Source organism: Bordetella sp. N (genome assembly GCF_001433395.1).
GTDB lineage: Bacteria > Pseudomonadota > Gammaproteobacteria > Burkholderiales > Burkholderiaceae_B > Bordetella_C.
This window is the reverse complement of record NZ_CP013111.1, coordinates 3,433,890-3,458,142: the sequence shown is the minus strand read 5'-3', so window position 1 is coordinate 3,458,142 and position 24,253 is coordinate 3,433,890. Positions and strand designations below refer to the sequence as shown.

Sequence of the window (24,253 nt, the reverse complement as noted above, 5' to 3'; positions counted from 1 at the left end):
TGGTCCCGATTATTGCGCGTCGCGGGCTTTGGTGCTGGGGCAGGATCGTTCGCGCGGGATGATGCGCAGGCGCTGGTCGCCGCCGACCATGAGGTCCGGCAGGAGGGGCGCCACGGCCTGGATGTCGATATTGGTCCGCTCGATCCGATCGCGATCGTTGTCGCAGTAGTTGGCGTATTCGAGGTTGCCGACCAGTGCCCATACTCCCTGCGCGTCGGGCTGGAACAGCAGACGGATGCTGCCGTCCACGAAGAGCAGGAATTCGGGCTCGCCCGGTTTCAGGTCGAGGAAGCGCGCCGTGCAGCGGGCCTGGCCTTGCTGCCGCTCCTCGCCGCATTTGGGCACGCCCCAAAGCGATTGGCTCCAGAATTCCTTTTTCAGGAATGCGTCCGGCAAGTTGCGGCCGGCGGGCAGCACATCGACGGTCCTGGCCAGTACCGCGGCGTCGGGTTCCTTATAGGTGTATTCGTAGTCGCGGTCACGGTCGTACATCACCAGCGCCTTCTTGGCCCGCTCCTTGATGATGTCGCTGCCGTTGTCGCTCAGGTCTTTCAATGCCGCCACGCCCCAGCGGCCACCGTCGAGATAAAGCGCGGGGTAGTCGAATTTGTCGGCATCCGCGCGGCCGTCGTTCAGGCGTGCGATCTGGTTGGCGACCATCAGGCGGGCGGGATCGGCCACCGGCGAGAACAATGCCGCCACCAGGATCAGAAACAGATAGGCCGCGCTGACGTTGGTCGCTTCCAGGCGCTTCATCCAGCCACGGGGGCGGATGAGGGAGGCGGTATAGCCGATGGCATACCAGGCGCCCATCACGCACACGGCGGCGGCCACGATGCGGTCCACGCTCCAGCCATACTGGCGCACGCGCAACTGCAGCGCCCATATGGCCAGGCCCACCAGGGGCAGCAGTTCCACCGCGCCCAGCATGGCGGCCCAGCGGCGCAGGCGGTTGCCTTCCTGGCCGGGCGAGCCGTCCTGGTAGCAGGCATTGATCAGGAACACCATCAGGGTGGCTGAGCTCAGCAGCAGCGAACCCGCGTAGCGCGTTTTCCACAGCGGTTCGACGGATTGAACCAGCAGGCCGACCAGGAACGCGGCCACGATGGCGGCCATGAGGGGCAGCAGCCACGAGAACAGGGTCAGCACCAGCAGGCGGATGCCGCGGATCAGCGAGGCCTGGATCGACGTCACATGTATCGCGACGGCGATGGCCAGCGTGCTGGCAGGCAGGGCGAAGCCCAGGGTCTGGATGATGCGGTAGGGGGCCGGCAGGCCGATGGTGCGGAACAGCGTGGCACCCAGATACAGCACCAGCCAGAACACGCCCAGGAAAACCACGGCCAGTGCCAGTTGCAGGCCGATGCGCCAGGCCGTGTTGAAGTGGCGCGCGTAGGCGCCGAGGGGGCCGGCGGGCGGTGCCGCGGTCGTTACGCCCGCCAGTGCGGGTTCGAGTTGCGTATCCCGTTGCGTATCCCGCTCATGGCCGAAGCGATCGGTCATCAGGACATGGCCGACGAAGCCGGCAGCTGACAGAATCAGCCACAGGCGGAACCAGGGCGCAGGCAGGGCGTGGCCGGGACTGTAGCCGTCCACGGTGCCGCGCAGGGCGTCGTGATAGCCGAGGCCGGCGGCGGCCAGCGCCACCAGCACGGTCCACAGGATCAAGGGCCGCACCCGCATCTGTCCCGCGCCAAGCAGCAGGGCGAGCGGGGCATACACGGCGGCGAGCAACAGCGGGATGTAGAGCTGGGGCTGCGCGGTCTGCCAGGCGTTCTTGATGGCGTCAGGGCCGGGGGCCGTGCGCAAGAGTGCGTAGAGCAGGGCGGCCTGGATGGCCGCCGTCAGCAGGCGAACGTAGAAGATCCGCTTGGAGTCAGCGGCGGTCGACGGCGCGCGCGGGGTACTGGCCTGCATGGGTGATCCCGTGAGTTGGAGGGTGGCTCATGATATGGGACGGATGAGCAGGGAGCGCCGGGATGATTCTCCGGAAGTGTGTTTAGTCGTGACCGAAAAAATTTAACGGGGGGACTTGCACACGATTCCGAAACTCTGCTATAGTTTCGTTCTTGCCTGAACGCGAGCACGGAAGTAAAAAGCCGGGTCCGCAAATGTTCAGCCAAGGCGGTCTAAGTGAGAAATGTGCAGGAACTTGCGGTGTGTTTGAATTAAAAAGCACACGTAGTACGCAAAAAACTGTGCTAAAATCTCGCTTCTGTACCAAAGCGCCCGTAGCTCAGTTGGATAGAGTACTTGGCTACGAACCAAGGGGTCGTGGGTTCGAATCCTGCCGGGCGCACCAATTTAAGCGGTTTGAAGGTTAATCCTTCAAACCGCTTTTCGTTTTGCGGTCGCGAAAGTGTCTTCGTTATTCCGAATCGGTGGGCGGCTTTAGCGCCAACGATTCGTGGAATCTCTGTCACGCCTGTTTCTTGCGGTTACGTTCGGGGCTCGCCGCCCGCGCGTAGGATTCTGTGCCGGCAAATGCCCTCACACTTTCTCACTGCGCGACCTCGGTTATGACCCTCAGATTCAACTCAGTACGCACGCAGCTGACAACGGCTTTCAGTTTCTTGCTGGTGATTATCGTGGCGATGTCCATCCTCGCCATTTACGCGTTGCACGACGCCACTGAAGCCTTTTCCAGCTTCGTGCATGGCATCGACGCCCGCAAGTCAGTCGCGGAAGAAATACGAGGGGCTATCCTGCGCCGCGATCTTGCCATGCGGGATCTCGTTCTTGCCGGTACACCAAGCCAGGTGAATGAGGCCGCCGAGCGCGTTCGTCAAACCGACAACGAGGCAAACCGCCTGGTGCGACAGCTGAAAGACATGGCGGTCCATGCCAGCGACGCCTCCGCCACGACGATAGAAAAGATCGAAGCGGTCGAAAGAGTCGAGGCGAAATACAGCCCGCTCGCGCGGCGCATCGCCGAGCTGGGCGCGGCGCGCCAGCACGACGAAGCCTTGCGATCGATCGACGAACAGGGCCGGCCAGCCCTTGCGTCCGTGCTGCAAGCGCTGGATGACTATGCCTCGTACACCCGCGACAGATCGCAGCATCTGCTCGCGCAATACGAGCAGGACGATCGCACGGACCGCAACATCATCCTCACGCTAGCGGCGATTTCCTTGATCGGCGCATTGCTGCTCTCGATCAGGATCACCGGCAATATCCTGAAGTCCCTGGGGGCCGAACCCACCACCTTGAAAGCGATCGCTGCCCGCGTCGCCCAGGGCGACCTGCGTCCGATACGGGAAGTCGCCGCCGCCAAGCCCGGCAGCGTGCTGGCGTCCATGGGAGACATGCAGTCCAACCTGATTGCGCGCTTGACCGCGGTTGCTGCCGCGGCCAGGCAGATCGAAATGTCTTCCACGCAAATCGCTGCGAGCAATACAGATCTCTCGACCAGGACGGAAGCCCAGGCCGGGTCTCTGGAGGAGACCGCCGCGGCCCTGGCCCAGCTCTCCGCGAGCGTCACGCAAACCGCGGAAAACGCCATGCACGCAAGCGTGTTGGTGGATGGCGTGGACGAAGCGATCTCGCAAAGTACCCGCATGATCGAAGCCGTGCGCACGCAGATGGACCAGATCAGCGCATCGTCCGGCAAGATGGGTGACATCATCGGCACGATCGATTCGATCGCGTTCCAGACCAACATTCTTGCGCTCAACGCCGCCGTGGAAGCGGCCAGGGCGGGCGGCCATGGCAAGGGGTTTGCCGTCGTTGCCAGCGAAGTGCGGGCGCTCGCGCAGCGCAGTTCGGCGTCCGCGAAAGAAATCAGGAAACTCATCGACGAATCGGTCGAGCAGATACGCCGCGGCGGAAACGTGGCGAAAGACGCCGAGACCGCCATGGGCCACATGACGGCCAATGCCGGCAAGGTCGGCTTGACGATCAAGGAAATCGCGCATGCGAGCGTGGAGCAGAGCGAGGGCATCGCGCAAATCAACCTGGCGGTGAGCCAGATAGACAGCGCCACCCAGAGCAATGCCGCGCTGGTCGAAACGACCGCATCCGCGTCGTCGGCGCTGCAACTCGAAGCGCAGAACCAGAGCGCCGCTGTGGGCTATTTCAAGTTCGACGAAGCCGACAACGTTCAGAAAGCGGCCGACAGCGCGCCGACCCCGGCGCTGCAAGCCCGACGCATCCCGCAATTGTCCTACGCTCGCGCGGGGCTCTAAAAAAAGGCTGCGTCCCTTAGCGCCTTTCGTCGCGGTGCAGTTCCAGGTACTTCTTGTACTCGCTGGTCTTGCCTTCGCCGAATTTGCGGTACCAGACCAGTTTGTCGCCGGCTCGAACCAGATACGCGGATTCATCCGGATCGAAAGCGGGGCATTGCGTGCTGCCGCGTTCGGCCTCGTCGGTGCAGAAGCGGACATACAGTTTCTTGCCGTCGAGCCGGCCGCGCAGGTCGCCGCTGCTGCCGGCGACCCGGGTGCCGTCGGACCAGTGCCCCGCCGCTTCAGCGCCCGCGCCGGCTTCCACGGCGATGTCGGCGAAATGGCCGAACTTCTTTTGGTCGGCGTAGCTCCATTTGCCTTCGAACGGCGCCATACCAGCGGGCGCCGCGGTGGCCGCGTAAGCCGGCGCCAGACTGGCCGTGGCAAGAAACAGCGCAAGGGCGTGCAAGGTCGAACGCATGAGACAGGCTCTCCAAAGGCAGAATGTGCCTAGTATGCACGCGTTACGTGTGCGGAATAAAAAAAGCCCGGCTGAACCAAGTCCAAGCCGGGCTTTCCTTTACCTGACGCGGATCAGGCCAGATCGAACCTGTCCAGGTTCATCACTTTGTCCCATGCCTTGACGAAGTCGTCGACGAACTTCTTCTCGGCGTCCGCGCTGCCATACACCTCGCTCAGCGCCCGCAGACGGGAGTCGGCACCGAAGACCAGGTCGACGCGAGTGCCGGTCCACTTGGCCCGGCCCGTCTTGCGGTCCTTGCCTTCGAAGACGTCGCGCGCCGGCGACTTGGTCGGCTGCCAGGCCGTGCCCATGTCCAACAGATTGCGAAAGAAGTCATTGGACAAGGCGCCGGGCCGGTCCGTGAACACGCCATGCGTTTCGGCGCCCGTATGGACGTCGAGCACGCGCAGGCCACCGAACAGCACCGTCATCTCGGGCGCCGTCAGCGTCAGCAACTGCGCGCGATCGATCAACAGATGCTCGGCCGGAATCCGCACACGCGCATGCACGTAGTTGCGGAAGCCATCGGCAGCCGGCTGCATGGCGTTGATGGACTCGACGTCGGTCTGGTCCTGCGAGGCATCGGTGCGCCCGGGCGTGAACGGCACGGTCACGCGATGGCCGGCCTTTTCGGCCGCCTGCTCGACGCCCGTACAGCCCGCCAGCACGATCAGGTCAGCCAGGGAGATTTTCTTGCCGCCGGAAGCCGAGGCATTGAAATCCTTCTGCACGCCTTCCAAAGCCGCCAGCACCTTGGCCAGACGGGCCGGCTGGTTCACTTCCCAGTCCTTCTGCGGCGCCAGGCGGATACGCGCCCCATTGGCGCCGCCCCGCTTGTCCGAGCCGCGGAAGGTGGACGCCGAAGCCCATGCCGTCGACACCAGTTCAGGCACGGACAGCTTGGTGGCGGCGATCTTCTGTTTCAGCGCGGCGATGTCCTTTGCGTCGACCAGCGGATGATCCACGGCGGGGACGGGATCCTGCCAGACCAATTCCTCGGCGGGCACTTCCGGACCCAGATAGCGGGCACGTGGGCCCATGTCGCGATGGGTCAGCTTGAACCAGGCGCGCGCGAAGGCATCCGCGAATTCTTCCGGATTGGCCATGAAACGGCGCGAGATCTTCTCGTAGGCCGGGTCCAGGCGCAGCGACAGGTCGGTGGTCAGCATCGTCGGCAACAGCTTCTTCGACGAATCGTGCGCGTGCGGGATATCGGCCTTGGCGTTCTTGGCCACCCACTGGTGCGCGCCGGCCGGGCTCTTGGTTAGCTCCCACTCATGGCCGAAAAGATTGTTGAAAAAGCCCATGCCCCATTGCGTGGGGGTCGACGTCCAGGTGACTTCGAGGCCGCTGGTGATGGTGTCGCCGCCCTTGCCGGAACCGAACTTGTTGTGCCAGCCCAGGCCCTGCAATTCCAGGTCGGCCGCTTCGGGTTCGGCGCCGACGTTGTCAGCCGGACCCGCGCCGTGCGTCTTGCCGAAGGTATGGCCGCCGGCGATCAGGGCCACGGTCTCTTCGTCGTTCATCGCCATGCGGCCGAAGGTTTCGCGGATGTCGTGCGCCGCCGCGACCGGGTCGGGATTGCCGTCCGGGCCTTCCGGGTTGACGTAGATCAGGCCCATCTGCACGGCAGCCAGCGGATTTTCCAAACGACGGTCGTCGTTGCGGCTCTCCTCCTGGCCATGCATTTCAGCGTCGGCGACCAGCACGCCTTCGTCGTCGGCGTCACGTCCCGCCGCGCCCTTGCCGTAGCGGACATCGCCGCCTAGCCAAGTCTTCTCGTTACCCCAGTAGACGTCCAGGTCCGGTTCCCAGCTGTCCTCGCGGCCGCCGGCGAAACCGAAGGTCTTGAAGCCCATGGTTTCCAGCGCCACGTTGCCCGTCAGAATCAAAAGATCGGCCCACGAGATCTTCTGGCCGTACTTTTGCTTGATGGGCCACAGCAGGCGGCGCGCCTTGTCCAGGCTGACGTTGTCGGGCCAGCTGTTGAGCGGCGCGAAGCGCTGCTGACCGCGGCCCGCGCCGCCGCGGCCGTCGCCGATGCGATAGGTACCGGCACTGTGCCAGGCCATGCGGATGAACAGGCCGCCGTAGTGGCCGAAGTCAGCCGGCCACCAATCCTGCGAGTCGGTCATCAGGGCCGCGAGGTCCTTCTTCACGGCCGCCAGATCCAGGCTCTTGAAGGCCTCGGCATAGTTGAAATTCGGGTCCAACGGATTGGATTTGCTGGAGTGCTGGTTGAGCAGATCCAGTCGCAGCTGCTTGGGCCACCAATCGCGGTTGGTCGTGCCGCCACCGGCGGCATGATTGAATGGACACTTCGCTTCGTTTGTCATGTGATCTCCGTTGGGGGAATCAGCCTGGCACGTGTCACGGTACGGTCACCGGGCTGCGTCGTCCGGCGGTTTGACTGGACGCCGCGACGCGGCAGGCTTGTCATGTCAGCGCGCCGGAGCATAGTGTCCGGGGCGAGCTCTATTGCCCACGATGAGCAGGGGCAATTGAATATACGCCAGCTGACTGAGTCTTAAGAGTTCATTGTTGTAATGGACCCTATAGACTCAGACTATTACGCGAAGGTGTGATTGTGAATCAGACGATTCCCATCAGGCCAAGCTGAATTCGTCCCACTCATGGGCCATGAAAGCCGCCCGTTCGCCCGTATGAATGACGGGATCGCCGCGCAAGCCGATGACGATGCCGTCGTTGGCCAGGCGGATGGTCTCCAGGGGTTCCCCGTGCAGGTTCATCGACGCGCCCAGCACGCTGCCGGCCTTCAACGTGGCGCCGGCCTCGACTTCCGGCACGAACAGCCCGCCCTGCTTGAAGGTGATCCAGCCGCGCCGGGTCACGCGGCGCACGGTCGGCACGCTGTAGCCTGCCCCGCCTTCCAGGATGCCCAGGTGCCCCGCCAGGCGGGCGAAGCCGCGTTCGGCCAACGCCACGTTGTGGGCTTCATAGCGGCTGCCGCCGCCCAGCTCCACCATGAAGGCGGGGATGCCCGCCGCCAGGCATTGGTAGTCGAGCGCGCCGGCGATGTTGCCGGGCAGTTCGCCCTTGCCGCCCACGTCCATCCGGCAGGCGACGTTGGGCTCGAACAGCGCGATGGCGCGCAGCAGTTCCTGCTCTTCGACCCCGCTACCCGGATGCAGCTTGTACACCGCGTAGGCCTTGGAATTGAACAGCGGATTCATGGTGTGCAGGTTGATGACGAAACTGGCCGTATCGCGGATCTCGGCGAACAGGGCATGCGCCAGCCGCTCCGAGATCAAGCCGCCGGCGCTGCCCGGATAGCATTGGTCGAGATCCAGGTCGTCATAGGGATTGCGCTTGCGACGACTGTCCAGCGCCTGCGGATTGCCGGTCGGCGTGACCACGACGTTGCCGCTCATGGCCGCGGGATCCAGGCCATTGGCGAAGCGCAGCGCCGCCACCATGCCGTTGATCTCGTCGCCATGGACCTGGCCATGCAGCCACAGCGTCTTGCCTGGCCGCGCGCCGCGCACGGCGACATAGGGCAGGCCGACCGCCATGCCCGACGCCATGCTGCCGACGGCGAGGGTGCCCACCTGGCGTGCGGGGCCCGCTTGTTCCGCAAGAAAGTTACCAATGATTCCCATATCGGGCTCCTGTAATGGTTCGGTGTGTTGCTTGGATGAATCAATCGAGATGCAGGTGCATGGACTTGATCAGCGTGGCCCACTGGTCGATGTCCTGGGCGACGAAGGTCGCGAAGGCGGCGCTATCCATTCCCGGCGCGGTCGCGCCAAAGCTCCGCCTCGACCAGGCAGCTCATGGCGTTGGGGCCTTGCGTCAGCGACGACGTGCCGATGTCCAGGGTGAGCACGTTGGCCGTGCCCGCGCTTTCAGGGGCGCCGTCGTCGTCGGCGGGCCGGTACCACGCGCCGGTCGCCATGACCACCGTGCCCGGCAACACGCCGTCGTCCAGCACCGCGCCTACCAGGCACGCCCCGCGCGCGTTGTACAGGCGCACGGTGTCGCCGCCATGCAGCCCGCGTGCGCGCGCGTCGTCGGGATGCATGCGCAGGGCCTCGCGCGCGGCCACCTTGTTGCCTTGGGCCAGCGGCGCGGCGTCCATCTGGCTATGCAGGCGGTCGGACGGTTGTATGGTCAGCAGGTGCAGGGGGTAGTCGCGCGCCGTCTCGGCGCCCAGCCATTCGCGCGGCGGGATCCAGCGCGGATGGCCGCCGCAATCGGGCAGGTCGTATCCGGCCAGCGTCTCGCTATAGAGTTCGATGCGGCCGCTGGGCGTGCGCAGCGGATGGGCCTCGGGATCCAGCCGGAAATCCTCGAACAGGATGAAGTCCGATGACGGCGGCGGCAGTTTCACGTAGCCCTGTTCCCAGAAGGCCTCGAACTCCGGAACGTCTATGCCGACATGGCGCTGCGCCTGTGCGAACTGGCCGTAGATGTGGCGGATCCAGGCCATCTCGTCGCGGCCCTCGGTATAACGCTCGCGGTAGCCCAGTCGCTCGGCCAGATCGGTGAAGACGGCGTAGTCGTCGCGCGCCTGGCCCACGGGCGCGATGGCCCGATGCATGGCCAGCGCGTAGCGGTCGCGCGAGGAGCCGCCGATGTCGTTGCGCTCCAGCGACGTCGTGATGGGCAGGACGATGTCGGCGTTGAGCGCCGCCGGCGTCCACCAGATTTCGTTGACCACGATGGTGCGCGGCTTGGCGCGCCAGGCCCGCATCAGCCTGTGCAGCTGCTGATGATGGTGGAAGGGATTGCCGCCGGCCCAGTGGATGAAATGGATGTCGGGATAGTGCTCCGTCTGCCCCTGGAAAGGGTAGGGCGCGCCGGGGCTTTCCAGCATCTCGGTCAGGCGCGCCACCGGAATGGCCAGGCCGGATGGATTGCGCCCCACGGGCATCTCGGGCCCGGGTGTCGCGATGCGGGGATTGCCGACGCCGTTCATGGACCCGTGGCCGAAACCGAAGCCGCCGCCGGGCAGGCCGATCTGCCCCAGCATCGCGGCCAGTGCGATCACCATCCAGTAGGGCTGCTCGCCATGTTGCGCGCGCTGCACGGCGAAAGAGCAGGTGAGATAACTGCGCTTGCCGCAAAGCTGTGCCGCCAAAGCGCGGATGCGCTCGGCGGGGATGCCGGTGATGTCGGCGGCCCATTCGGGTGTCTTGGCGACACCGTCCGCCTGGCCCTGGAAGTACGCTTCCAGCGCCGCGTAGCCCACGCAATGGCTGGCCAGGAAAGCATCATCCTGGCCACCCAGGCGGCGGATTTCATAAGCCAGCGCCAGCATCAAGGCCACGTCGGTGTTGGGCCGTATGGGTATCCATTCGGCCTGCACGAAGTCTGGACAGTCGTCCCGCGTCGGACTGATGTTGATGATGCGCGCGCCGCCCGCGGCCAGCTTGCGCAGCCAGGATTCCAGGGTGTGCTCGGCGGCGCCGCCGGAGGACACCTGGCCGTTCTTCAAGGCCAGTCCGCCGAAGGCGATGAAGACTTCGGTATGCGCGACGATGCTGGGCCAGGAGGTGACGCGGCCGGTCAAGGGGTTATAGGTGCCGATGACGTGCGGCAGCAGGAACTGCGCCGTGCCCCAGCTGTAGTTGCCGACCTGGTCGACGCCGCCGCCACCCGCGAAATAGAAGCGGCGAATCAGCGAGCGGGCGTGGTGCAGGCGCCCGGCGGAGGACCAGCCGTAAGAGCCGGAGAATATCCCCTGCGCGCCGTGCTCCGCGCGCGTCTCGGCGATTTCCGCGGCCACCAGGTCGAGCGCCGTGTCCCAATCGACCTCGACGAACTCGTCGCGGCCGCGCAGCTCGCGGCCGCGCGCGCCATGCGATTCCAGCCAGGCTTTGCGCACCGCCGGCCGCGCGATGCGGCGCGGCGAGTAGACCATGGGCGCGATGGTCTCCAGCAGCCGCGACGGGTTGGGATCGGGACCGAAGGGTTCGCAATCGACCAGCCGCCCGTCGCGCACCACAGCCGTGTAGGCGCCCCAATGGGCCAGTTGCGGAAAGCGTTGTTCCATCTGCTTCAGTCCAGCGTGATGTGGGCTTTCTGTATGAGGTCCGCCCACTTGACGCGCTCCTTGGCCATCAACGCGCCGAACTCGGCCGGCGTGCTGGATGTAGCGGTCATGCCGGACGCCGCCAGCACCTTGATCACGTCAGGCTCCTTCATGACGGCGGCGAACGCGCGGTTCAGCGTGTCGACGACGGCTTGGGGCGTGCCGCCGGGCGCGAGCACGCCGTACCAGTTGGTCAACTCATAGCCCGGGATGCTCTTGCCTATGGGGTCCGCGCCGGGGAATTCGCTGGACGGGCCCGCGGTGGTCACGCCCAGTGCCTTGAGCTTGCCGCCCTCGGTCAAGGTGCGCACCGACGGGTCGGAGAACGTGACGTCGACCAGGCCGCTCACCACATCGGTCAACGCCGGCGTGGTGCCCTTGTAGGGGATATGCCGCATCTTGATGCCGGCCAGCATGTTGAACTGCTCCGCCGCCATCTGGCCGATGGTGCCGTTGCCGCCGGACGCGTAGGTGACGTCCTTGCCCGACTTGGCGCGGGCGATCAGGTCGGCCGCGCTGTTGATGCCCGACTTCGGGCTGCTCACCAGCACATTGGGCATGGTCACCAGCACGGACACGGGGGTCAGGCCGGTGGCCGGGTCATAAGGGACCTTCTGCAGATTGGGCAGGATGGTCAGCGAGCCGGGGGTGCCGATGTATAGCGTATAGCCGTCAGGCTGCGCGCGGACGACATAGTCGGTGGCGATGATGCCGCTGGCGCCCGGCCGGTTCTCGACGATGACGTTGGCGTTGAGGGCCTTGGACATGCCGGCCGCGGCGGCCCGCGCCAGCACGTCGGCGCCGCCACCGGGCGGGAAGCCCACGACCAGGCGGATCGGCGTACCGGATTCGGGATAGGCGGCGTGCGCGGGTAGCGCCACCGCACTGATACCCATAACGGCCGCCAGGGCGGCGAGGCCACGCCGCGCGCGGGCGGCGGTGGACGAGACTCGGGCTGCTTGCTTGAAAGCGAGTGTCATGCGGTTCCCCTTGAACCTTGAGTTAACGGCCTGGATCATGCGTCCGGCTCGTCGAAGCGCAGGCGGGTTGCCGGCAGCGGTCCCTGCGGGACGCGTCAGCGGCAACCTGCCCGTATCAAATGGTCAGGCTGCCCTCCGGCAGCTTGAAGCCAGCACGTTCCTGCGCATCGATCTGGTTGACCAGATTGGTCTCCCAGGCGATGTACTGACGGGCGGCCGCCTTGTTGCCGTCATGGCGGTCATGCACGAAAAACAGATAGTCGATGCAGTCGGCATCGGCGGGCTCGGCCGGGCTGGCATCGACGGCCAGGCCGGCCGCGCGCCATGCCGACGGGGTGTCGGTGTTCACGCGAACCCGGGTGATGCCCAGGCTGGCCAGTTCCTGCGCGGCCAGCGCGCCCACGGCGGCGTCTTCGGCCAGCAAAATCACCTCGGCCGTCGGCGCCAGCGCCAAGGCCTGCAGGCGCGGCCGGATGGACCAGCGGGCGCCCCGCAGGTGTGCCTTGCGGTAGCTCATGCTGGGACGGACGTCGACCAGCGTGGCGCCTTCCTGTACGGCCGCGGCCAAGGCCGTGCTGGCGATGGCTTCGACAGCCTTTGGAGCGGCGCGGCCGGTGTCCTGCGCGGCGGGCGCGGATGCGCCGGACCGCAAGCCATCGGCCAGCACGTACACGTCCCAACCCATGCGGATGAGCCAGGCGGCCACCACCGGCGCGCGCACGCCTTCATCATCGAACAGCACGATGCGCGCACCGCGCACGCCGACGTATTGATCGGTGGCCTGGATCAATTGGCCACCAGGTGTGTGCTGCGCGCCCGGCAAGGTGCCGGCGGCGTATTCTTCCGGCGTGCGGACATCGCACAGATAGGTGTTGCGGCCGCTCTCGGCCAGCCACGCGTTGGCTTGGGCCGCGTCGATGACGGGGACGTCCAGGGACCGCGCCAGGCCTTGCGCGCGCTCGCGCAGCGCTGGCAGTTGGGCCGGGTCGATGGCTGCGGGATACTTGCGTTGCGAACCGTGTTCCAGTTGCAGGTCGGCCAGATACCAGCCCTGCGTGCCGTTCTCCAGCGCGAGCACCGGGTTGGGCACGCCCAGGTCGATGAGGGTCTGTGCGCCGATGATGCTGCGCGTGCGCCCCGCGCAATTGATGACGATAGTGGTCGCGGGGTCGGGCGCGAGGGTCTGCGCGCGCAGCGCCAGTTCGCCGTTCGGGCAGCAGATGGCATCCGGGATGTTCATCTTGCCGTACTCGGAATAGGGGCGGCCATCCAGCACGATCAGGTCGTCGCCGCGTTGCTGCCGCTCGGCCAGATCGGTCGCCGTGATGCGTGGCGTGTGCAGCAAATGTTCGGCCAGTTCGCCGAAGGTCTTGCTGGGCAGGTTGACGCCGGCGAAAGCGACCAGGCCGGCCGCGCGCCATGCGGGCATGCCGCCATCCAGCGTGCGGACATCCGTGTAGCCCAGATGCCGCAGCGCCGTGGCCGCGCGCGCCGCCACGCCGTCGCCTTCGTCCAGCAGCACGATGCGGGTCGAGCGGCGCGGCACAAGGCGCGCCACGTCGATCTCCAGCCGGCTGTAGGGCAGGGTGGTGGCGTAGAAGGGATGCGCCTCGCCGTACTGGCCGTGTTCGCGCACGTCCAGAAAGGCGATCTCACCGCCGTCGTGCAACCAGCGCTTGAGCGTCGGGGCATCTACGGGGGCAAGCGGCGGCAAGGTGTTTTGCGTGGTGGTCATCGTGTGAGACTGGGTTCTACGGGTAATGGGGTAATGAGAGCGACGCTTCAACGGCGCAAGCTGGTCAGGGCTTGCTCCAGGTCGGCGATCAGGTCTTCGGTGTCTTCCAGGCCGATGTGCAGGCGCAGTACCGCGCCGCGGCCGTTCCAGTCCGCCACCGTGCGGGCGCGCAGCATATAAGCGGGCACCACCAGGCTTTCGAAACCGCCCCAGGATGCGCCCAGGCCGAACAGCTGGAAGGAATCGATCATGCGCTCCACGTCGGCATCTTCGATACCCGGCGCGAACTCGATCGACAGCAGGCCGTTGGTGCCGCGGCAGTCGCGTTTCCACAGCGCGTGGCTGGGGTCGCCGGGCAGGGCGGGGCACAGCACGCGCGCCACTTCGGGGCGCGACTGCAGCCAGTCCGCGATGCGCAGGGCGCTGCGGCCATGCATGGCCATGCGGGCCGGCATGGAACGCATGCCGCGCAGGACCAGATACGCGTCGTCGGCGCCTACTGTCTGGCCGAAGTCCACGCTGGCCCGTTCCAGCGGCGCCCAGGCGCGTTCGTTGGTGATCGCCACACCCATCATGACGTCGGCATGGCCGCCCAGGTATTTGGTGGCCGCGATGATGGAGATGTCCGCGCCCAGCGCCAGCGGCTGGTACAGCAGGCCGGAGCCCCAGGTATTGTCCACCGCCAGCCAGCAATCATGCGCGCGGGCCAGCTTGGCCACGGCCGGCAGGTCCATCATTTCATATGCCAGCGAGCCGGGGGATTCGGCGTAGATCATGCGCGTGTTGGGGCGCAGTTGCGTCGCCAGGTCGCTGCCGTCGGGCAGGCAGTAGCTGTATTCGATGCCCAGGCGGGTCAGGTGTTCGGCGCAGAAGCGCCGCACCGGTTCGTACACCGCGTCGGTGATCACCACATGGTCGCCGGTCTTCAGATAGGCCAGCAGCACCAGGGCGATGGCGGCCTGCCCGGTCGGATACAGCTTGGCGCGGTAGCCGCCTTCCAGCTCGATCAGCGCGTCTTCCAGGGCGTAGGTGCTGTCCGTGCCGCGCGCGCCATAGGAAATCAGGCGTTCCTTGTCGCGGCGCGAGCGCGTGTCGCGCCACTGCTGCACGCTGTCGAAGATATAGGTGCTGGCGCGCGTGACCGGCGTATTGACCCAGCCGCTGTGGGGGCGGCCGGCGCGCAGCAGGCGGGTGCCGGCGCCGTAGCCGCCAGGGGCTTGGCCCGCGGGCTTGTCGTGTTCATCCATGATGCTCATCCAGGCGTGGGGTCAGCGGCGGGTCTGCACGCCGATGGGCATGATCTTGCAGGTCCCGGCCTCCAGGTCGAAACCCAGGCGCCGGTCCAGCGTTTCCAGCGCGCGGCCGTACATATGCAGATGGCGGATCACGCTGTCGCCCTGGATTTCCACCGCATGGATATCGTCGGGCATCAGAGCGATGCCGGTGCCCGGTTCCACCACCACCGTGCCGGTCTTCTCCAGACGGCCGACGCCAGGCTGGCTGCCGTCATCCAGGCGGTCATAGACGTAGTTGTATTCGACGCCCTCGACGGCGGCGATACAGGCCCACGTGGTGTGGTCGTGCGGCACGATCTTCTTGCCGGGGCGCATGACGTTCAGATAGAGCGCGTACTCGCGGTCCGGGGTTTCGCTGATCAGATAGCGGGCCTGGCGTTCGTCGCCTTCCGGGGGCGCATAGCGGTCCGCCCCCCACCAGTCGCGATGGCTGGCCAAACCGACCACCTCGTCCAGCACGCTGGCCAGGCTTTCCCGGGTTAGACCCTGTTTCTCTAAAGTATTCTTTATGCTTCCGATGGCATCGGCGATCTGAGCTTGTTGTGGGTGTTGCGAACTCATTAGCGAAAACTCCCTTGTAAAGCGCGGTATTTTCGCTACTCTACGAGCCAGGCTTCCCTAGGACAAATTAATTTGATTAAAGAAAGCATTAGCAACTCTAATAGTTGGGGATTACACGGATACGTTGGCCGCTTATGAAAAACCTGGATTTGGACCTGTTGCGCACGCTGGTGGCCGTCGCCCAGGAGCAGACGTTCTCCGGCGCCGCGCTGGGCCTGCACAAGACGCAGTCCGCCGTGACCCAGCAGATGCAACGGCTGGAGGACCTGCTGGCCCTGCCGCTGTTCGAGAAGCACGGCCGCAACAAGCTGCTGACCACCCACGGGCGCAAGCTGGTGGCCTATGCGCGCCATATGCTGGCCATCAATGACGAAGCGGTGCGGGCCATGCAGGACGGCCAGTTGGAGGGCGAGCTGCGCCTGGGGTCGCCGCACGACGTGGCCGATACCATCCTGCCCACGGTGCTGACCCAGATCGCGCGCTGGTCGCCGCGGGTGCGCCTGGAAATCCGGGTCGACCGCAGTCCGACCTTGATGACCGCGCTGCGCGCGGGCGACCTCGACATGACCATATCCACCCGCTTCGACCAGCGGCTGGAGGGCATCGTGCTGCGGACCTCGCCGACGGCGTGGATAGGCTCGGCCAACTATGTCCACGATGCGGCGGCGCCCTTGCCGCTGGTGCTGGCGGACGAACCGAGCATCTTCCGCCGTATCGCGCTCAATGCGCTGGAACAGGCGCGCCTGCCGTGGCACACCAATTATGTCGCGCCGAATCTGGTCGGCATCCGGGCGGCGGTGCGCGCGGGTCTGGGCATCACCGCGCGCAGCGTCGAGTTCCTGAGCCCGGACATGCGCGTGCTGGGTGAAAAGGACGGCCTGCCCGCGCTGCCCGACGTGACGTATTTCCTGTGGATACGCGACGACCTGATCAATCCCCTGGTGCGCCACGTATACGACATGCTGATCGCGCAGATGGGGCTGAACGAATCCGCTTCCGCGCAGGCCGGGGGGCCGGCCTCGGAGTAAAAGCCGGTCCGGTCCGGGCCGCGTGGCATCGAGGCAAGGATGGCCCCGCTGCGTTATGCTGCGCCCTGGTGTATTGAATACTTGGGAACCGAGATTTTCCTGATGAAGAAGACCATTGCCGATTCTCAGGGCCTGCTGGGGGATATCGCCTACGACGCCGTCCGTGACGCCATTCTGGCCAACGACATCAAGCCGGGCGATCGTGTATCCGAGTACAAAGTGGCCGAGTGGCTGGGTATCAGCCGCACGCCCGTTCGTGAAGGGCTGCGGCGCCTGGAAAACGAAGGCCTGCTGACACCGCATCCGCGCCGCGGCCTGGTGGTCGCGTCCATCGATGACGCCGCCATGCAGCAGCTTTACGCGGTGCGGGAACTGCTGGAAGGGGCTGCCGCGGCGTCGGCGGCCGAGCACGCCACCGAAGCGGAAATCGCCACCTTGCGGCATCTGGTGCAGGCCGAAAAGGAAATCGTGGACGAGCCTGGCCGCATGAACGAGCACAACCGGGTGTTCCATGAGGCCATCTATCGTGCCGCGCACAATAAATTCCTGCTCAAGTTCCTGTTGATCACGTCGGATACCTTGTCCGCGTATCGCAACGTGTCGACCCTGGTGATCGAGGACCGGCGCAAGCAGGTGCTCGACGAGCATGCGGAAATCTGCGAGGCCATCTCGCGCCGCGACGCCGAGAGCGCCCGCGCGGTCATGGGCCGCCACGTGCGCAACGCCTTGAAGGTCCGCGTGCAATTGCAGCACAGCGAACTGCTGAACGAGATACGCCAGCGGGGCGGGCCGGGCCTGCTGTCCAAGCACATCAAGCGGGGCGGCGGCGAGGAATCGCAGGGCTGATTCAAGCCGGGCGGCGCCGCGCCGCGGTCACCGCAGTACGGTCACCGCAGTACGGCCACCGCGGCACCGTCAGCGCGGCACCGTCAGCGCGGCACGCTCAAGCAATCGGAAAAGCCGCCTGATTCTCCAGATCCTGCAATCTTGCGTACCAGCCGGCGGCCACGTCGGCAGCCAGGCCGGCGCTCGTGCGCAGGATGAATCGATGGCGTAATGCCTGCCGCGACAGCGGCTGCGATGGCAGGCCCAGAAAGCCGTCCGCCAGGGTTTCCAACGTCCGGCCATCGCGCAAGCGGATGATCATGCTCGCGCTCCAGGCGGAAGGCAGGCCGGCTTGCGCGGTCAACGTGATCCGCGCGCACGCCTGGCGGATCGCGGGATCTTGCACCGCCCCCGCATCGAAAGCGCCCGGGTCCTCCGGATCCCGATACTGAGCCAGGGCCAGGCAGAAAGGCACGCTGTATTGCGCCGCCAGAATGTCGGCCGGGTCGCGGATATCGTGGTGGCTGACGATCTTCTCGCTGCACCCCAGGGCGATGGCTTCGATGTCGGCGCCGTTGAAGCCGTGCTGCGCCATCAGGCCCCGCAGCGCCTGTATCGGCGCCTGCGCGGTGACGTGGCAGGGATAGCGCTTGAAGCAGATCTTCAAGGTTTCCCAGGCGCTGCCCAGGCCCCGCGTCAACAACGCGGGTTCGCCGTCGCGGCAATACGTTTCGAGAAAACCGTAGCGGCCTTCCAGTATCGTGTCCGGGCCCTCATAGCCCTCCAGGGCCAGGCCCGCCGCGACGATGCCGGCTTCGGCGGCGCGTCCCAGATGCAGGCGTTTGACCATGGCGCCATTGCCCGCCTTGGTGAAGGCCAGCAGGCCGGCCGACAGGGATCCCGCGATGCCCATGGCCTGGACCAGGCGGTCCGCATCCAGGCCATGGATCAGTCCGGCCGCGATGGACGCGCCATAGGGGCCCGTCAACCCGGGCGCGTGGAAGCCGAGCTTTTCGCTGCTGTGGTGCGTCGCGGCGCCGATACGAAAAAGCACCTCGCACGCCGCCACGAAGGCGGTGAGCGCCTTGCGTCCGTCCGCGCCGGTTTCCTGGCAGGCGGCGACCAGGGCGGGCACCAAGGTCGCCCCGGGATGCACGCCGGCCCCGGGGAAACGCAGACTGTCCTGTTCGAAGGCATGCGCCCCCGCCCCATTGGCCAGCGCCGCGGCCGGCGCGTTGACACCGGACCCGCTCGCGCCGGCAACCCCGAACAAGGCGCACGGCCCCATGCCGCCATAGCGGCGGGCGTAGGCGGCGGTGGCCGCGCTCCAGGGCAGGCTGGCGCCCTGCACGCAACACGCCAGGGTATCGATGATGCAGGCGCGCGCGCGTTCGAGCACGTCCGCGGGGATATCCTCGTAGCGCAGGTTCGCCGCGAATTCGGCGAGTTGCCGGCTTGCGCTGCCCAGGCTTGCGCCACCGGCGTTGCCGCCATTTTGACCTCTGTCGTACACGCTGTCTCCTTAGTCCCGCGGGTCCGCTTCAGCGCTCGCCGGCGGCGCCGGGGATTACCCCCGGGCGGCCAGCAGGCGCGGCAGGGCGCTGCTGTCTTCCAGCTTGTCCAGACCCAGCACGCAGTCGCGGATCTCTTCGACGTGACCGCGCGGCAGCACGTGGGTGGCCAGCTTATCGAATTTTTCGACGATATCGTTTTCGCTGGCGAAGTTCTTTTCATTGCCGCGGCCGGCTTCCACCGTGCGCGTCATGTGCTTGCCGTCACGCAGGGTGACTTCGACGCGCACCATGTGGCGGAACTTGGAGCCCTTGGCGGTGATCTCGGGATCTTCCGCCACGTGCACTTTTTCGGCGATGCGCATGCGATCGGGATCGGCCACCTTGTCCTCGGTGAACTGATCGACGAAGCAATCGCCATCCAGCAGCCAGGTGGCCACGCAGTAGGGCAGGTTGAGTTGCGCCGACGTCAGGCCCTGCGGTTCGTACTTCCAGCCGACGTGGTCCATGGTGACCCGCGAGCCGTGGACGACGATCTTCTCCACGTCCTCGGCGCCGAAAGAATGGTCGGCCTGCATGGCGCGAATCGCATCCAGCGTGCTGTGGTTGCTGCCGACGCAGGAGTAGAACTTCAGGGCCACGCCCATGGTCTGCCAGACCTGGCCCAGGTCGGCCGTCAGGGCGTCCAGCTGGAAGCGGTCCTGCGAACGGGAGAAGGTACTGCAGAAGCCGCCGTATTCGCTTTCCAGCACATTGAGGATGCCGGTGAAGCCTTGTTCGGCGAACAGGGCGCCATACAGGCCGCTCTGCGAGGCGCGCCCCGCGTGCATGCGCTTGACCATGGCGCCGTACTGGGCCGCCATCAGTCCGGCCGATTGCGTACCGGCGATACCCAGCGCATGGACCGTCCGATCGACGTCCAGGCCCAGGCCGCGCGCCGCGCCAGCCGCCGCCGAGAACACGCCCAGGGTGGCGCCGGAGTGCCAGCCTTGCGCGATATGTTCAGGGCCCATGCAGATGCCCACGCGCGGCCCGATTTCATAACCCGCCACGGCGGCGGTGAGGAAGTCGCGGCCGCTCATGCCGCGGCGCGTCTCCGTGATCGAGACCAGGGCGGGCAGCACCACCGCGCCCACGTGCAACACGCCTTGCCGATGCACGTCATCCAATTCGAAGCCCTGCACCTGCGTGCCGTTGACCAGCGCGGCGTGCGGCGCCGACAGCTTGTGCCGCGTGCCCCAGATCGCGCAGCCCTGCGTGGTGTCCAGGCCCGTGAGTGTCTTGCGCAGGATGCGGGTCCATTCCAGGTCGGCGCCGTAGATCGCGCAGCCCAGCGAATCCAGCATCAGCAGCTTGATGCGGCTGAGCACTTCCGGCGGAATCGCCTCGTACTGCAATTCAGCGACGAAGCGGGCAATGCCGCGGGTGTAGCGATTATCCGAAAGCGTGGTCGTCGACATAGGGGCTGCCTGGTAGGTGTAGGGGAAAAGGCGCAAATCCGCGCTGTTTGAAAAATAGTATACCGTGGTATTCTGCTTTGAAAAATAGCAGCAAAAGCAGCATCGGAAGCGCGCGCTCAGCGCGCCGCAGGAGCGATGGGAATGGAGACAGATACAGGCCTGGCGCAGTGGTTGGGCGCGAAAGTGGCGGCCTTGCGCTACGAGGACCTGCCGGCGCAGGCCCTGCATTGGGCGCGCGTGGGCATCTTCGACACCGTGGGCGTCACCTTGGGCGGCAGCGCCGAGCCGGCTGCGGTGCTGACGGCACGAGCGCTGGACAGCGCCGCCGGGCCGGCGCTGCGCCTGGGTACGCAACAGCGGCTGGGCATCCTGGACGCCGCCCTGGTCAACGGCACCGCCGCGCATGCCCTGGACTATGACGACAGCAGCAATACCCTGGGCGGCCATCCTTCGGCGCCGCTGGTGTCGGCGCTGTTGCCGCTGGCCGAACAGCTGGACAGTTCGGGGCGCGACTTCATCACGGCGTATGCCGCCGGCTTCGAGGCCCAGGCCAAACTGGGTCTGGCCGTTCACCTGCATCACTATCGCAAGGGCTGGCATCCGACGGCCACCTTGGGCTGCTTCGGCGCGGCCGCCGCCTGTGCCCGCCTGATGAGCCTGGATGCAGCGGCCACCGCGACGGCCCTGGCGCTGGCGGCGTCGTTCGCGTCGGGACTCAAGGCCAATTTCGGCACCATGGCCAAGCCGCTGCATGTGGGGCACTGCGCCCGCAACGGCCTGTACGCGGCGCGGCTGGCGCGGCTGGACTTCACGGCCAACGCCGCGTCGGTCTTCGAGCACACGCAGGGTTTTCTCGACGTTTTCAACGGCCCCGGCACCTATGACGTCGACAAGGCCAGGGCCGCCTGGGCCGCGCCTTACGATCTGGTGGCGCCCGGCATCGCGGTGAAGCAATACGCATGTTGCGGCAGCACGCATCCGGCCATCGATGCCATGCTGGCCCTGGTGCGCGAGCACCGCCCCGCGGCGGAGCAGGTCGAGGTCATCGACGTGGCGATCCACAGCCGGCGGCTGGCGCATACCAATCGCCCGCGACCGCAGGGCGCGCTGGATGCCAAGTTCAGCCTGCAATACGTGCTGGCGCGCGCGCTGGTCGACGGCCAGGTGGCGCCGGCCGATTTCGAGGATCCCGCCTGGCGCGATGCCCGCGTGGCGGCGATCCTGCCCCGCATCCGCGCGGTCGCGTACGACGACGCGGGTGTGCATGCTGACCGCTTCGGCTTTGGCCAGCCAGGCCTGCCCCCGCTCGATCCCGCCAACCATTTTGCCGGCTACGTCGCCCTGACCTTGCGTGATGGCCGCGTGCTGCGTGCCGGCGTGGACCAGCCTTTGGGACGGACGTCCGCGCATCCCCTGCCGGCCGAGCTATTGCGCCAGAAATTCATGCAGTGCGCCGGCATGGCGCTGCGCGAGGACGCCGTGGGCGCCATCGCCGATGATCTGGCGGCCATCGATGCGCTCCCGCGCATCACGATGTTGACAACCCGTATCCAGGAAGCCGCACGTGGAGGAGACTGAAGTGCAAGACACCAAGCAAAAGTATGACGTCATCGTGGTGGGCAAGGGCAATGCGGCGCTATGCGCCGCGCTGGCCGCGCGTGACGAGGGGGCCAGCGTGGCCATACTCGAAGCCGCGACGCAGGAAGAGTCGGGCGGCAACAGCCGCTTCGCCGGGGGCGTGATGCGCTTCGCCTACGACTCGGTCGAGGACCTCAAGCGCGTGACCGACCTGACGGAAGAGGAAATCGCCACCAGCGACTTCTTTACCAACACCACGGACGAGTTCTTCGACGACCTGTTCCGCCTGACCAGCTATCGCACCGATCCCGAGCTGTCGGAGATCCTGGTCACGCAGAGCCTGGAAACCATGGTCTGGCTCCGTTCCAAGGGGACGCGTTTCGTGCCCAACTTCGGCCGCCAGTCGCGCCTGGTGAACGGTCGCCGCAAATTCTTCGGGCGCCTGCCCATCGAGGTGTCGGGGGGCGGCGCCGGCCTGGTGCAGTTCCTCGACAAGGCCGCGCAACAGGCTGGCATCGACGTGCACTACGCGACCCGCGCCAAGCGCCTGCTGCTGGATGAGCACGAACGGGTTTGCGGCGTGCATGCGACGCGGCAGGGCGAGCCCGTCGATTTCCATGCGGGGGCGGTGGTGCTGGCCTGCGGTGGCTTCGAAGCCAACCCCGAAATGCGCGCCCGCTATCTTGGGCCGGGCTGGGAGCTGGCCAAGGTTCGGGGCAGCCGCTACAACCAGGGCGATGGCTTGCGCATGGCGCTGGACCTGGGCGCCGCGCCCTACGGCAACTGGTCGGGCTGCCATGCCACGGGCTGGGAGTTGAACGCGCCGGAGTTCGGCGACGTCAACATCGGCGATCAGTACCAGAAGCACAGCTACATCTTCGGCCTGCTGATCAATGCCCATGGCCGCCGCTTCGTCGACGAAGGTTACGACTTCCATTCCTTCACCTATGCCAAGTATGGCGGCGAACTGCTGAAGCAGCCGGGGCAGTTCGCCTGGCAGGTTTTCGACTCCAAGGTGAACGACCTGCTGCGCTCCGAGTACCGCATCAAGATGATGACCAAGGTCACGGCCGACACCCTGGAAGAACTGGCGGAGAAACTGGAAGGCGTGGATCCGCAGGGCTTCCTGGAGACCGCGCGCGCTTACAACGACGCCGTGGTGCCGGACGTCGCGTTCGACCCAACCATCAAGGACGGACTGGGCACGCGCGGCATCGAGCCGCCCAAGTCCAACTGGGCCCAGAAACTGGATACACCGCCGTACCATGCCTATGCCACGACTTGCGGCATCACCTTCACCTTTGGCGGCCTGCGCATCCGGCCGGACAACGGCCAAGTGCTGGACGTGCATCTGAACCCCATGCCGGGCTTGTACTGCGCCGGTGAAATGGTGGGCGGGCTCTTCTACTTCAACTATCCCAGCGGCACGGGCCTGGTGTCCGGCGCCGTATTCGGGCGCATCGCCGGCAGTGGCGCCGCGCGGGCAGCATTGCAAGGAACAGAAAAATGAAGCGAAGGACTTGGGGACTGACTTTGGTCGTGGCGGGTGTGGCTGGCTTCCTAGGGTGGGCCTTGCCGCCCGGCATGCGGACGGCGGCGGCGCAAGCGGCGCCGCAGGCTGCCGCGCAGGGGGCGGGCAAGTATCCCGACCATCCCATCCGCCTGATCGTGCCGTTCTCGCCCGGCGGCGGCAATGACAACGTCGCGCGCACGGTGGGCCGGCGCCTGGGGGAAATCCTCGGCCAGGCCATCGTCGTCGAGAACCGGGCGGGGGCTGGCGGCACCGTGGGCGCTGAAACCGTGGCGCGGGCCGCGCCGGACGGCTATACCTTGTTCCTGGGCGGCGTGGGCAGCCATGCCATCAACCCGAACCTGCGTAAGAACCTGCCTTACGACGCCATCAAGGACTTCGCGCCCATCACCCTGCTGGCGCAGGCGTCCATGGTTCTGGTGGCCCAGCCGAGCCTGCACATACGCACCGTGCCCGAGCTGATCGCCTTGGCGCGCAAGGAACCCGGCAAGCTGGACTATGCGTCCAACGGCAACGGTTCGTCCTCGCACCTGGCGGCGGTGATGTTCGCCACGGACGCCAAAGTGCAACTGACCCACGTGCCCTACAAAGGCCTGAGCCCTGCCTTGACGGACCTGCTGGCGGGCCAGGTGCCGCTCATGTTCAGCAGCGTCGTCGCCATTCTTCCGCACATCAAGGATGGCAGCCTGGTGCCCTTGGGCGTGACCGGCTCGCACGAGCTGCCTTCCTTGCCTGGCGTGCCCACCATTGCGTCCCAAGGGCTGCCGGGCTACGAGACCAGTTCCTGGTACGGCATCCTGGCCCCCGCCGGCACGCCGCGCGCCATCGTGATGAAGCTCAATCAAGGCCTCAACGAAGCCCTGCAGGATCCCAAGATACGCGAGAGCCTGGCCGGCGACGGCGCCGAGCCGGCCGGCGGCACGCCGGAGCAGTTCGCCGAGCACATCAAGCGGGAAAAGGATCGCCTGGGCCAGGCGATCCGCCAGTCGGGACTGCAGATGGAATGAG

17 protein-coding genes and 1 tRNA gene are annotated in these 24,253 nt (G+C 66.3%); 7 read left to right on the top strand and 11 right to left on the bottom strand.

Features of this window, described 5'->3' with window-relative positions:
• Positions 1 to 9 precede the first annotated feature (9 nt).
• A complete protein-coding gene (locus ASB57_RS14710; protein WP_057652900.1) occupies positions 10 to 1,917 on the bottom strand; it encodes a DUF4153 domain-containing protein in 1,908 nt (635 codons plus the stop codon).
• 308 nt (positions 1,918 to 2,225) lie between these two features.
• Here ASB57_RS14710 and ASB57_RS14705 point away from each other — a divergent pair.
• Together ASB57_RS14705 and ASB57_RS14700 are read left to right on the top strand one after the other, a co-directional pair.
• A tRNA-Arg gene (locus ASB57_RS14705) sits at positions 2,226 to 2,302 on the top strand.
• A gap of 172 nt (positions 2,303 to 2,474) precedes the next feature.
• Positions 2,475 to 4,184 carry a methyl-accepting chemotaxis protein gene (locus ASB57_RS14700; protein ID WP_156414172.1) on the top strand — a complete coding sequence of 570 codons (1,710 nt, stop codon included), beginning with the start codon at positions 2,475 to 2,477 and terminating at the stop codon, positions 4,182 to 4,184.
• 16 nt (positions 4,185 to 4,200) lie between these two features.
• On the opposite strand, the gene ASB57_RS14695 is transcribed toward ASB57_RS14700, so the two are convergent.
• The 8 genes from ASB57_RS14695 to ASB57_RS14660 form a co-directional block, all read right to left on the bottom strand.
• Positions 4,201 to 4,644: a hypothetical protein gene (locus ASB57_RS14695; RefSeq protein WP_057652898.1), complete on the bottom strand. Its 444-nt coding sequence runs from the start codon at positions 4,642 to 4,644 to the stop codon at positions 4,201 to 4,203.
• Positions 4,645 to 4,757: 113 nt separating this feature from the next.
• Positions 4,758 to 7,022 (bottom strand): catalase/peroxidase HPI, encoded by a 2,265-nt coding sequence (gene katG / locus ASB57_RS14690; RefSeq protein ID WP_057652897.1) that lies wholly within the window; start codon positions 7,020 to 7,022, stop codon positions 4,758 to 4,760.
• 270 nt (positions 7,023 to 7,292) lie between these two features.
• Positions 7,293 to 8,306 carry a M14 family metallopeptidase gene (locus tag ASB57_RS14685; RefSeq protein WP_057652896.1) on the bottom strand — a complete coding sequence of 338 codons (1,014 nt, stop codon included), beginning with the start codon at positions 8,304 to 8,306 and terminating at the stop codon, positions 7,293 to 7,295.
• Positions 8,307 to 8,428: 122 nt separating this feature from the next.
• Positions 8,429 to 10,702: a molybdopterin-dependent oxidoreductase gene (locus tag ASB57_RS14680; protein ID WP_057652895.1), complete on the bottom strand. Its 2,274-nt coding sequence runs from the start codon at positions 10,700 to 10,702 to the stop codon at positions 8,429 to 8,431.
• A 5-nt stretch (positions 10,703 to 10,707) separates the two neighbouring features.
• Positions 10,708 to 11,721: a tripartite tricarboxylate transporter substrate binding protein gene (locus ASB57_RS14675; protein ID WP_057652894.1), complete on the bottom strand. Its 1,014-nt coding sequence runs from the start codon at positions 11,719 to 11,721 to the stop codon at positions 10,708 to 10,710.
• 115 nt (positions 11,722 to 11,836) lie between these two features.
• The gene (locus tag ASB57_RS14670) at positions 11,837 to 13,456 is read right to left on the bottom strand and encodes a rhodanese-like domain-containing protein (protein ID WP_057652893.1); all 1,620 of its coding nucleotides are present in this window, start codon (positions 13,454 to 13,456) and stop codon (positions 11,837 to 11,839) included.
• A 47-nt stretch (positions 13,457 to 13,503) separates the two neighbouring features.
• A complete protein-coding gene (metC, locus tag ASB57_RS14665) occupies positions 13,504 to 14,703 on the bottom strand; it encodes a cystathionine beta-lyase (RefSeq protein ID WP_057656161.1) in 1,200 nt (399 codons plus the stop codon).
• Between the two features lie 21 nt (positions 14,704 to 14,724).
• Positions 14,725 to 15,312 carry a cysteine dioxygenase family protein gene (locus ASB57_RS14660; protein ID WP_057652892.1) on the bottom strand — a complete coding sequence of 196 codons (588 nt, stop codon included), beginning with the start codon at positions 15,310 to 15,312 and terminating at the stop codon, positions 14,725 to 14,727.
• Between the two features lie 134 nt (positions 15,313 to 15,446).
• On the opposite strand from ASB57_RS14660, the gene ASB57_RS14655 reads away from it, so the two are divergent.
• Together ASB57_RS14655 and ASB57_RS14650 are read left to right on the top strand one after the other, a co-directional pair.
• The gene (locus ASB57_RS14655; RefSeq protein ID WP_057652891.1) at positions 15,447 to 16,340 is read left to right on the top strand and encodes a LysR substrate-binding domain-containing protein; all 894 of its coding nucleotides are present in this window, start codon (positions 15,447 to 15,449) and stop codon (positions 16,338 to 16,340) included.
• Positions 16,341 to 16,442: 102 nt separating this feature from the next.
• Positions 16,443 to 17,186 carry a GntR family transcriptional regulator gene (locus ASB57_RS14650; protein WP_197425057.1) on the top strand — a complete coding sequence of 248 codons (744 nt, stop codon included), beginning with the start codon at positions 16,443 to 16,445 and terminating at the stop codon, positions 17,184 to 17,186.
• A gap of 97 nt (positions 17,187 to 17,283) precedes the next feature.
• Here the strand turns inward: ASB57_RS14650 and ASB57_RS14645 are convergent, their stop codons facing one another.
• Both ASB57_RS14645 and ASB57_RS14640 read right to left on the bottom strand, forming a co-directional pair.
• Positions 17,284 to 18,678, bottom strand: a complete 1,395-nt coding sequence (locus tag ASB57_RS14645; RefSeq protein WP_057652889.1) for an MmgE/PrpD family protein — start codon at positions 18,676 to 18,678, stop codon at positions 17,284 to 17,286.
• A gap of 54 nt (positions 18,679 to 18,732) precedes the next feature.
• Complete coding sequence (locus ASB57_RS14640) at positions 18,733 to 20,136, bottom strand: MmgE/PrpD family protein (RefSeq protein WP_057652888.1); 1,404 nt, start codon at positions 20,134 to 20,136, stop codon at positions 18,733 to 18,735.
• A 141-nt stretch (positions 20,137 to 20,277) separates the two neighbouring features.
• On the opposite strand from ASB57_RS14640, the gene ASB57_RS14635 reads away from it, so the two are divergent.
• Genes ASB57_RS14635 through ASB57_RS14625 form a run of 3 tightly spaced genes read left to right on the top strand, consistent with a single transcriptional unit; the run spans position 20,278 to position 24,252 of the window.
• Entirely contained in the window at positions 20,278 to 21,714 is a 1,437-nt protein-coding gene (locus tag ASB57_RS14635; RefSeq protein WP_057652887.1) for an MmgE/PrpD family protein, read from the top strand.
• A gap of 1 nt (position 21,715) precedes the next feature.
• Entirely contained in the window at positions 21,716 to 23,224 is a 1,509-nt protein-coding gene (gene tcuA, locus ASB57_RS14630) for an FAD-dependent tricarballylate dehydrogenase TcuA (protein ID WP_197425055.1), read from the top strand.
• Complete coding sequence (locus tag ASB57_RS14625) at positions 23,221 to 24,252, top strand: tripartite tricarboxylate transporter substrate binding protein (RefSeq protein ID WP_082621613.1); 1,032 nt, start codon at positions 23,221 to 23,223, stop codon at positions 24,250 to 24,252. Before tcuA ends, ASB57_RS14625 begins: the two co-directional genes overlap by 4 nt.
• Position 24,253: the final 1 nt, after the last annotated feature.

Excerpts from the sequence above, each read along its gene's own strand:
- ASB57_RS14685 (WP_057652896.1), bottom strand. The coding sequence starts at position 8,306 with ATGGGAATCATTGGTAACTTTCTTGCGGAACAAGCGGGCCCCGCACGC.
- katG (WP_057652897.1), bottom strand. The coding sequence starts at position 7,022 with ATGACAAACGAAGCGAAGTGTCCATTCAATCATGCCGCCGGTGGCGGC.
- metC (WP_057656161.1), bottom strand. The coding sequence starts at position 14,703 with ATGGATGAACACGACAAGCCCGCGGGCCAAGCCCCTGGCGGCTACGGC.
- ASB57_RS14670 (WP_057652893.1), bottom strand. The coding sequence starts at position 13,456 with ATGACCACCACGCAAAACACCTTGCCGCCGCTTGCCCCCGTAGATGCC.
- ASB57_RS14710 (WP_057652900.1), bottom strand. The coding sequence starts at position 1,917 with ATGCAGGCCAGTACCCCGCGCGCGCCGTCGACCGCCGCTGACTCCAAG.
- ASB57_RS14640 (WP_057652888.1), bottom strand. The coding sequence starts at position 20,136 with ATGTCGACGACCACGCTTTCGGATAATCGCTACACCCGCGGCATTGCC.
- ASB57_RS14660 (WP_057652892.1), bottom strand. The coding sequence starts at position 15,312 with ATGAGTTCGCAACACCCACAACAAGCTCAGATCGCCGATGCCATCGGA.
- ASB57_RS14655 (WP_057652891.1), top strand. The coding sequence starts at position 15,447 with ATGAAAAACCTGGATTTGGACCTGTTGCGCACGCTGGTGGCCGTCGCC.
- ASB57_RS14625 (WP_082621613.1), top strand. The coding sequence starts at position 23,221 with ATGAAGCGAAGGACTTGGGGACTGACTTTGGTCGTGGCGGGTGTGGCT.
- ASB57_RS14635 (WP_057652887.1), top strand. The coding sequence starts at position 20,278 with ATGGAGACAGATACAGGCCTGGCGCAGTGGTTGGGCGCGAAAGTGGCG.
- ASB57_RS14650 (WP_197425057.1), top strand. The coding sequence starts at position 16,443 with ATGAAGAAGACCATTGCCGATTCTCAGGGCCTGCTGGGGGATATCGCC.
- ASB57_RS14695 (WP_057652898.1), bottom strand. The coding sequence starts at position 4,644 with ATGCGTTCGACCTTGCACGCCCTTGCGCTGTTTCTTGCCACGGCCAGT.
- ASB57_RS14680 (WP_057652895.1), bottom strand. The coding sequence starts at position 10,702 with ATGGAACAACGCTTTCCGCAACTGGCCCATTGGGGCGCCTACACGGCT.
- ASB57_RS14675 (WP_057652894.1), bottom strand. The coding sequence starts at position 11,721 with ATGACACTCGCTTTCAAGCAAGCAGCCCGAGTCTCGTCCACCGCCGCC.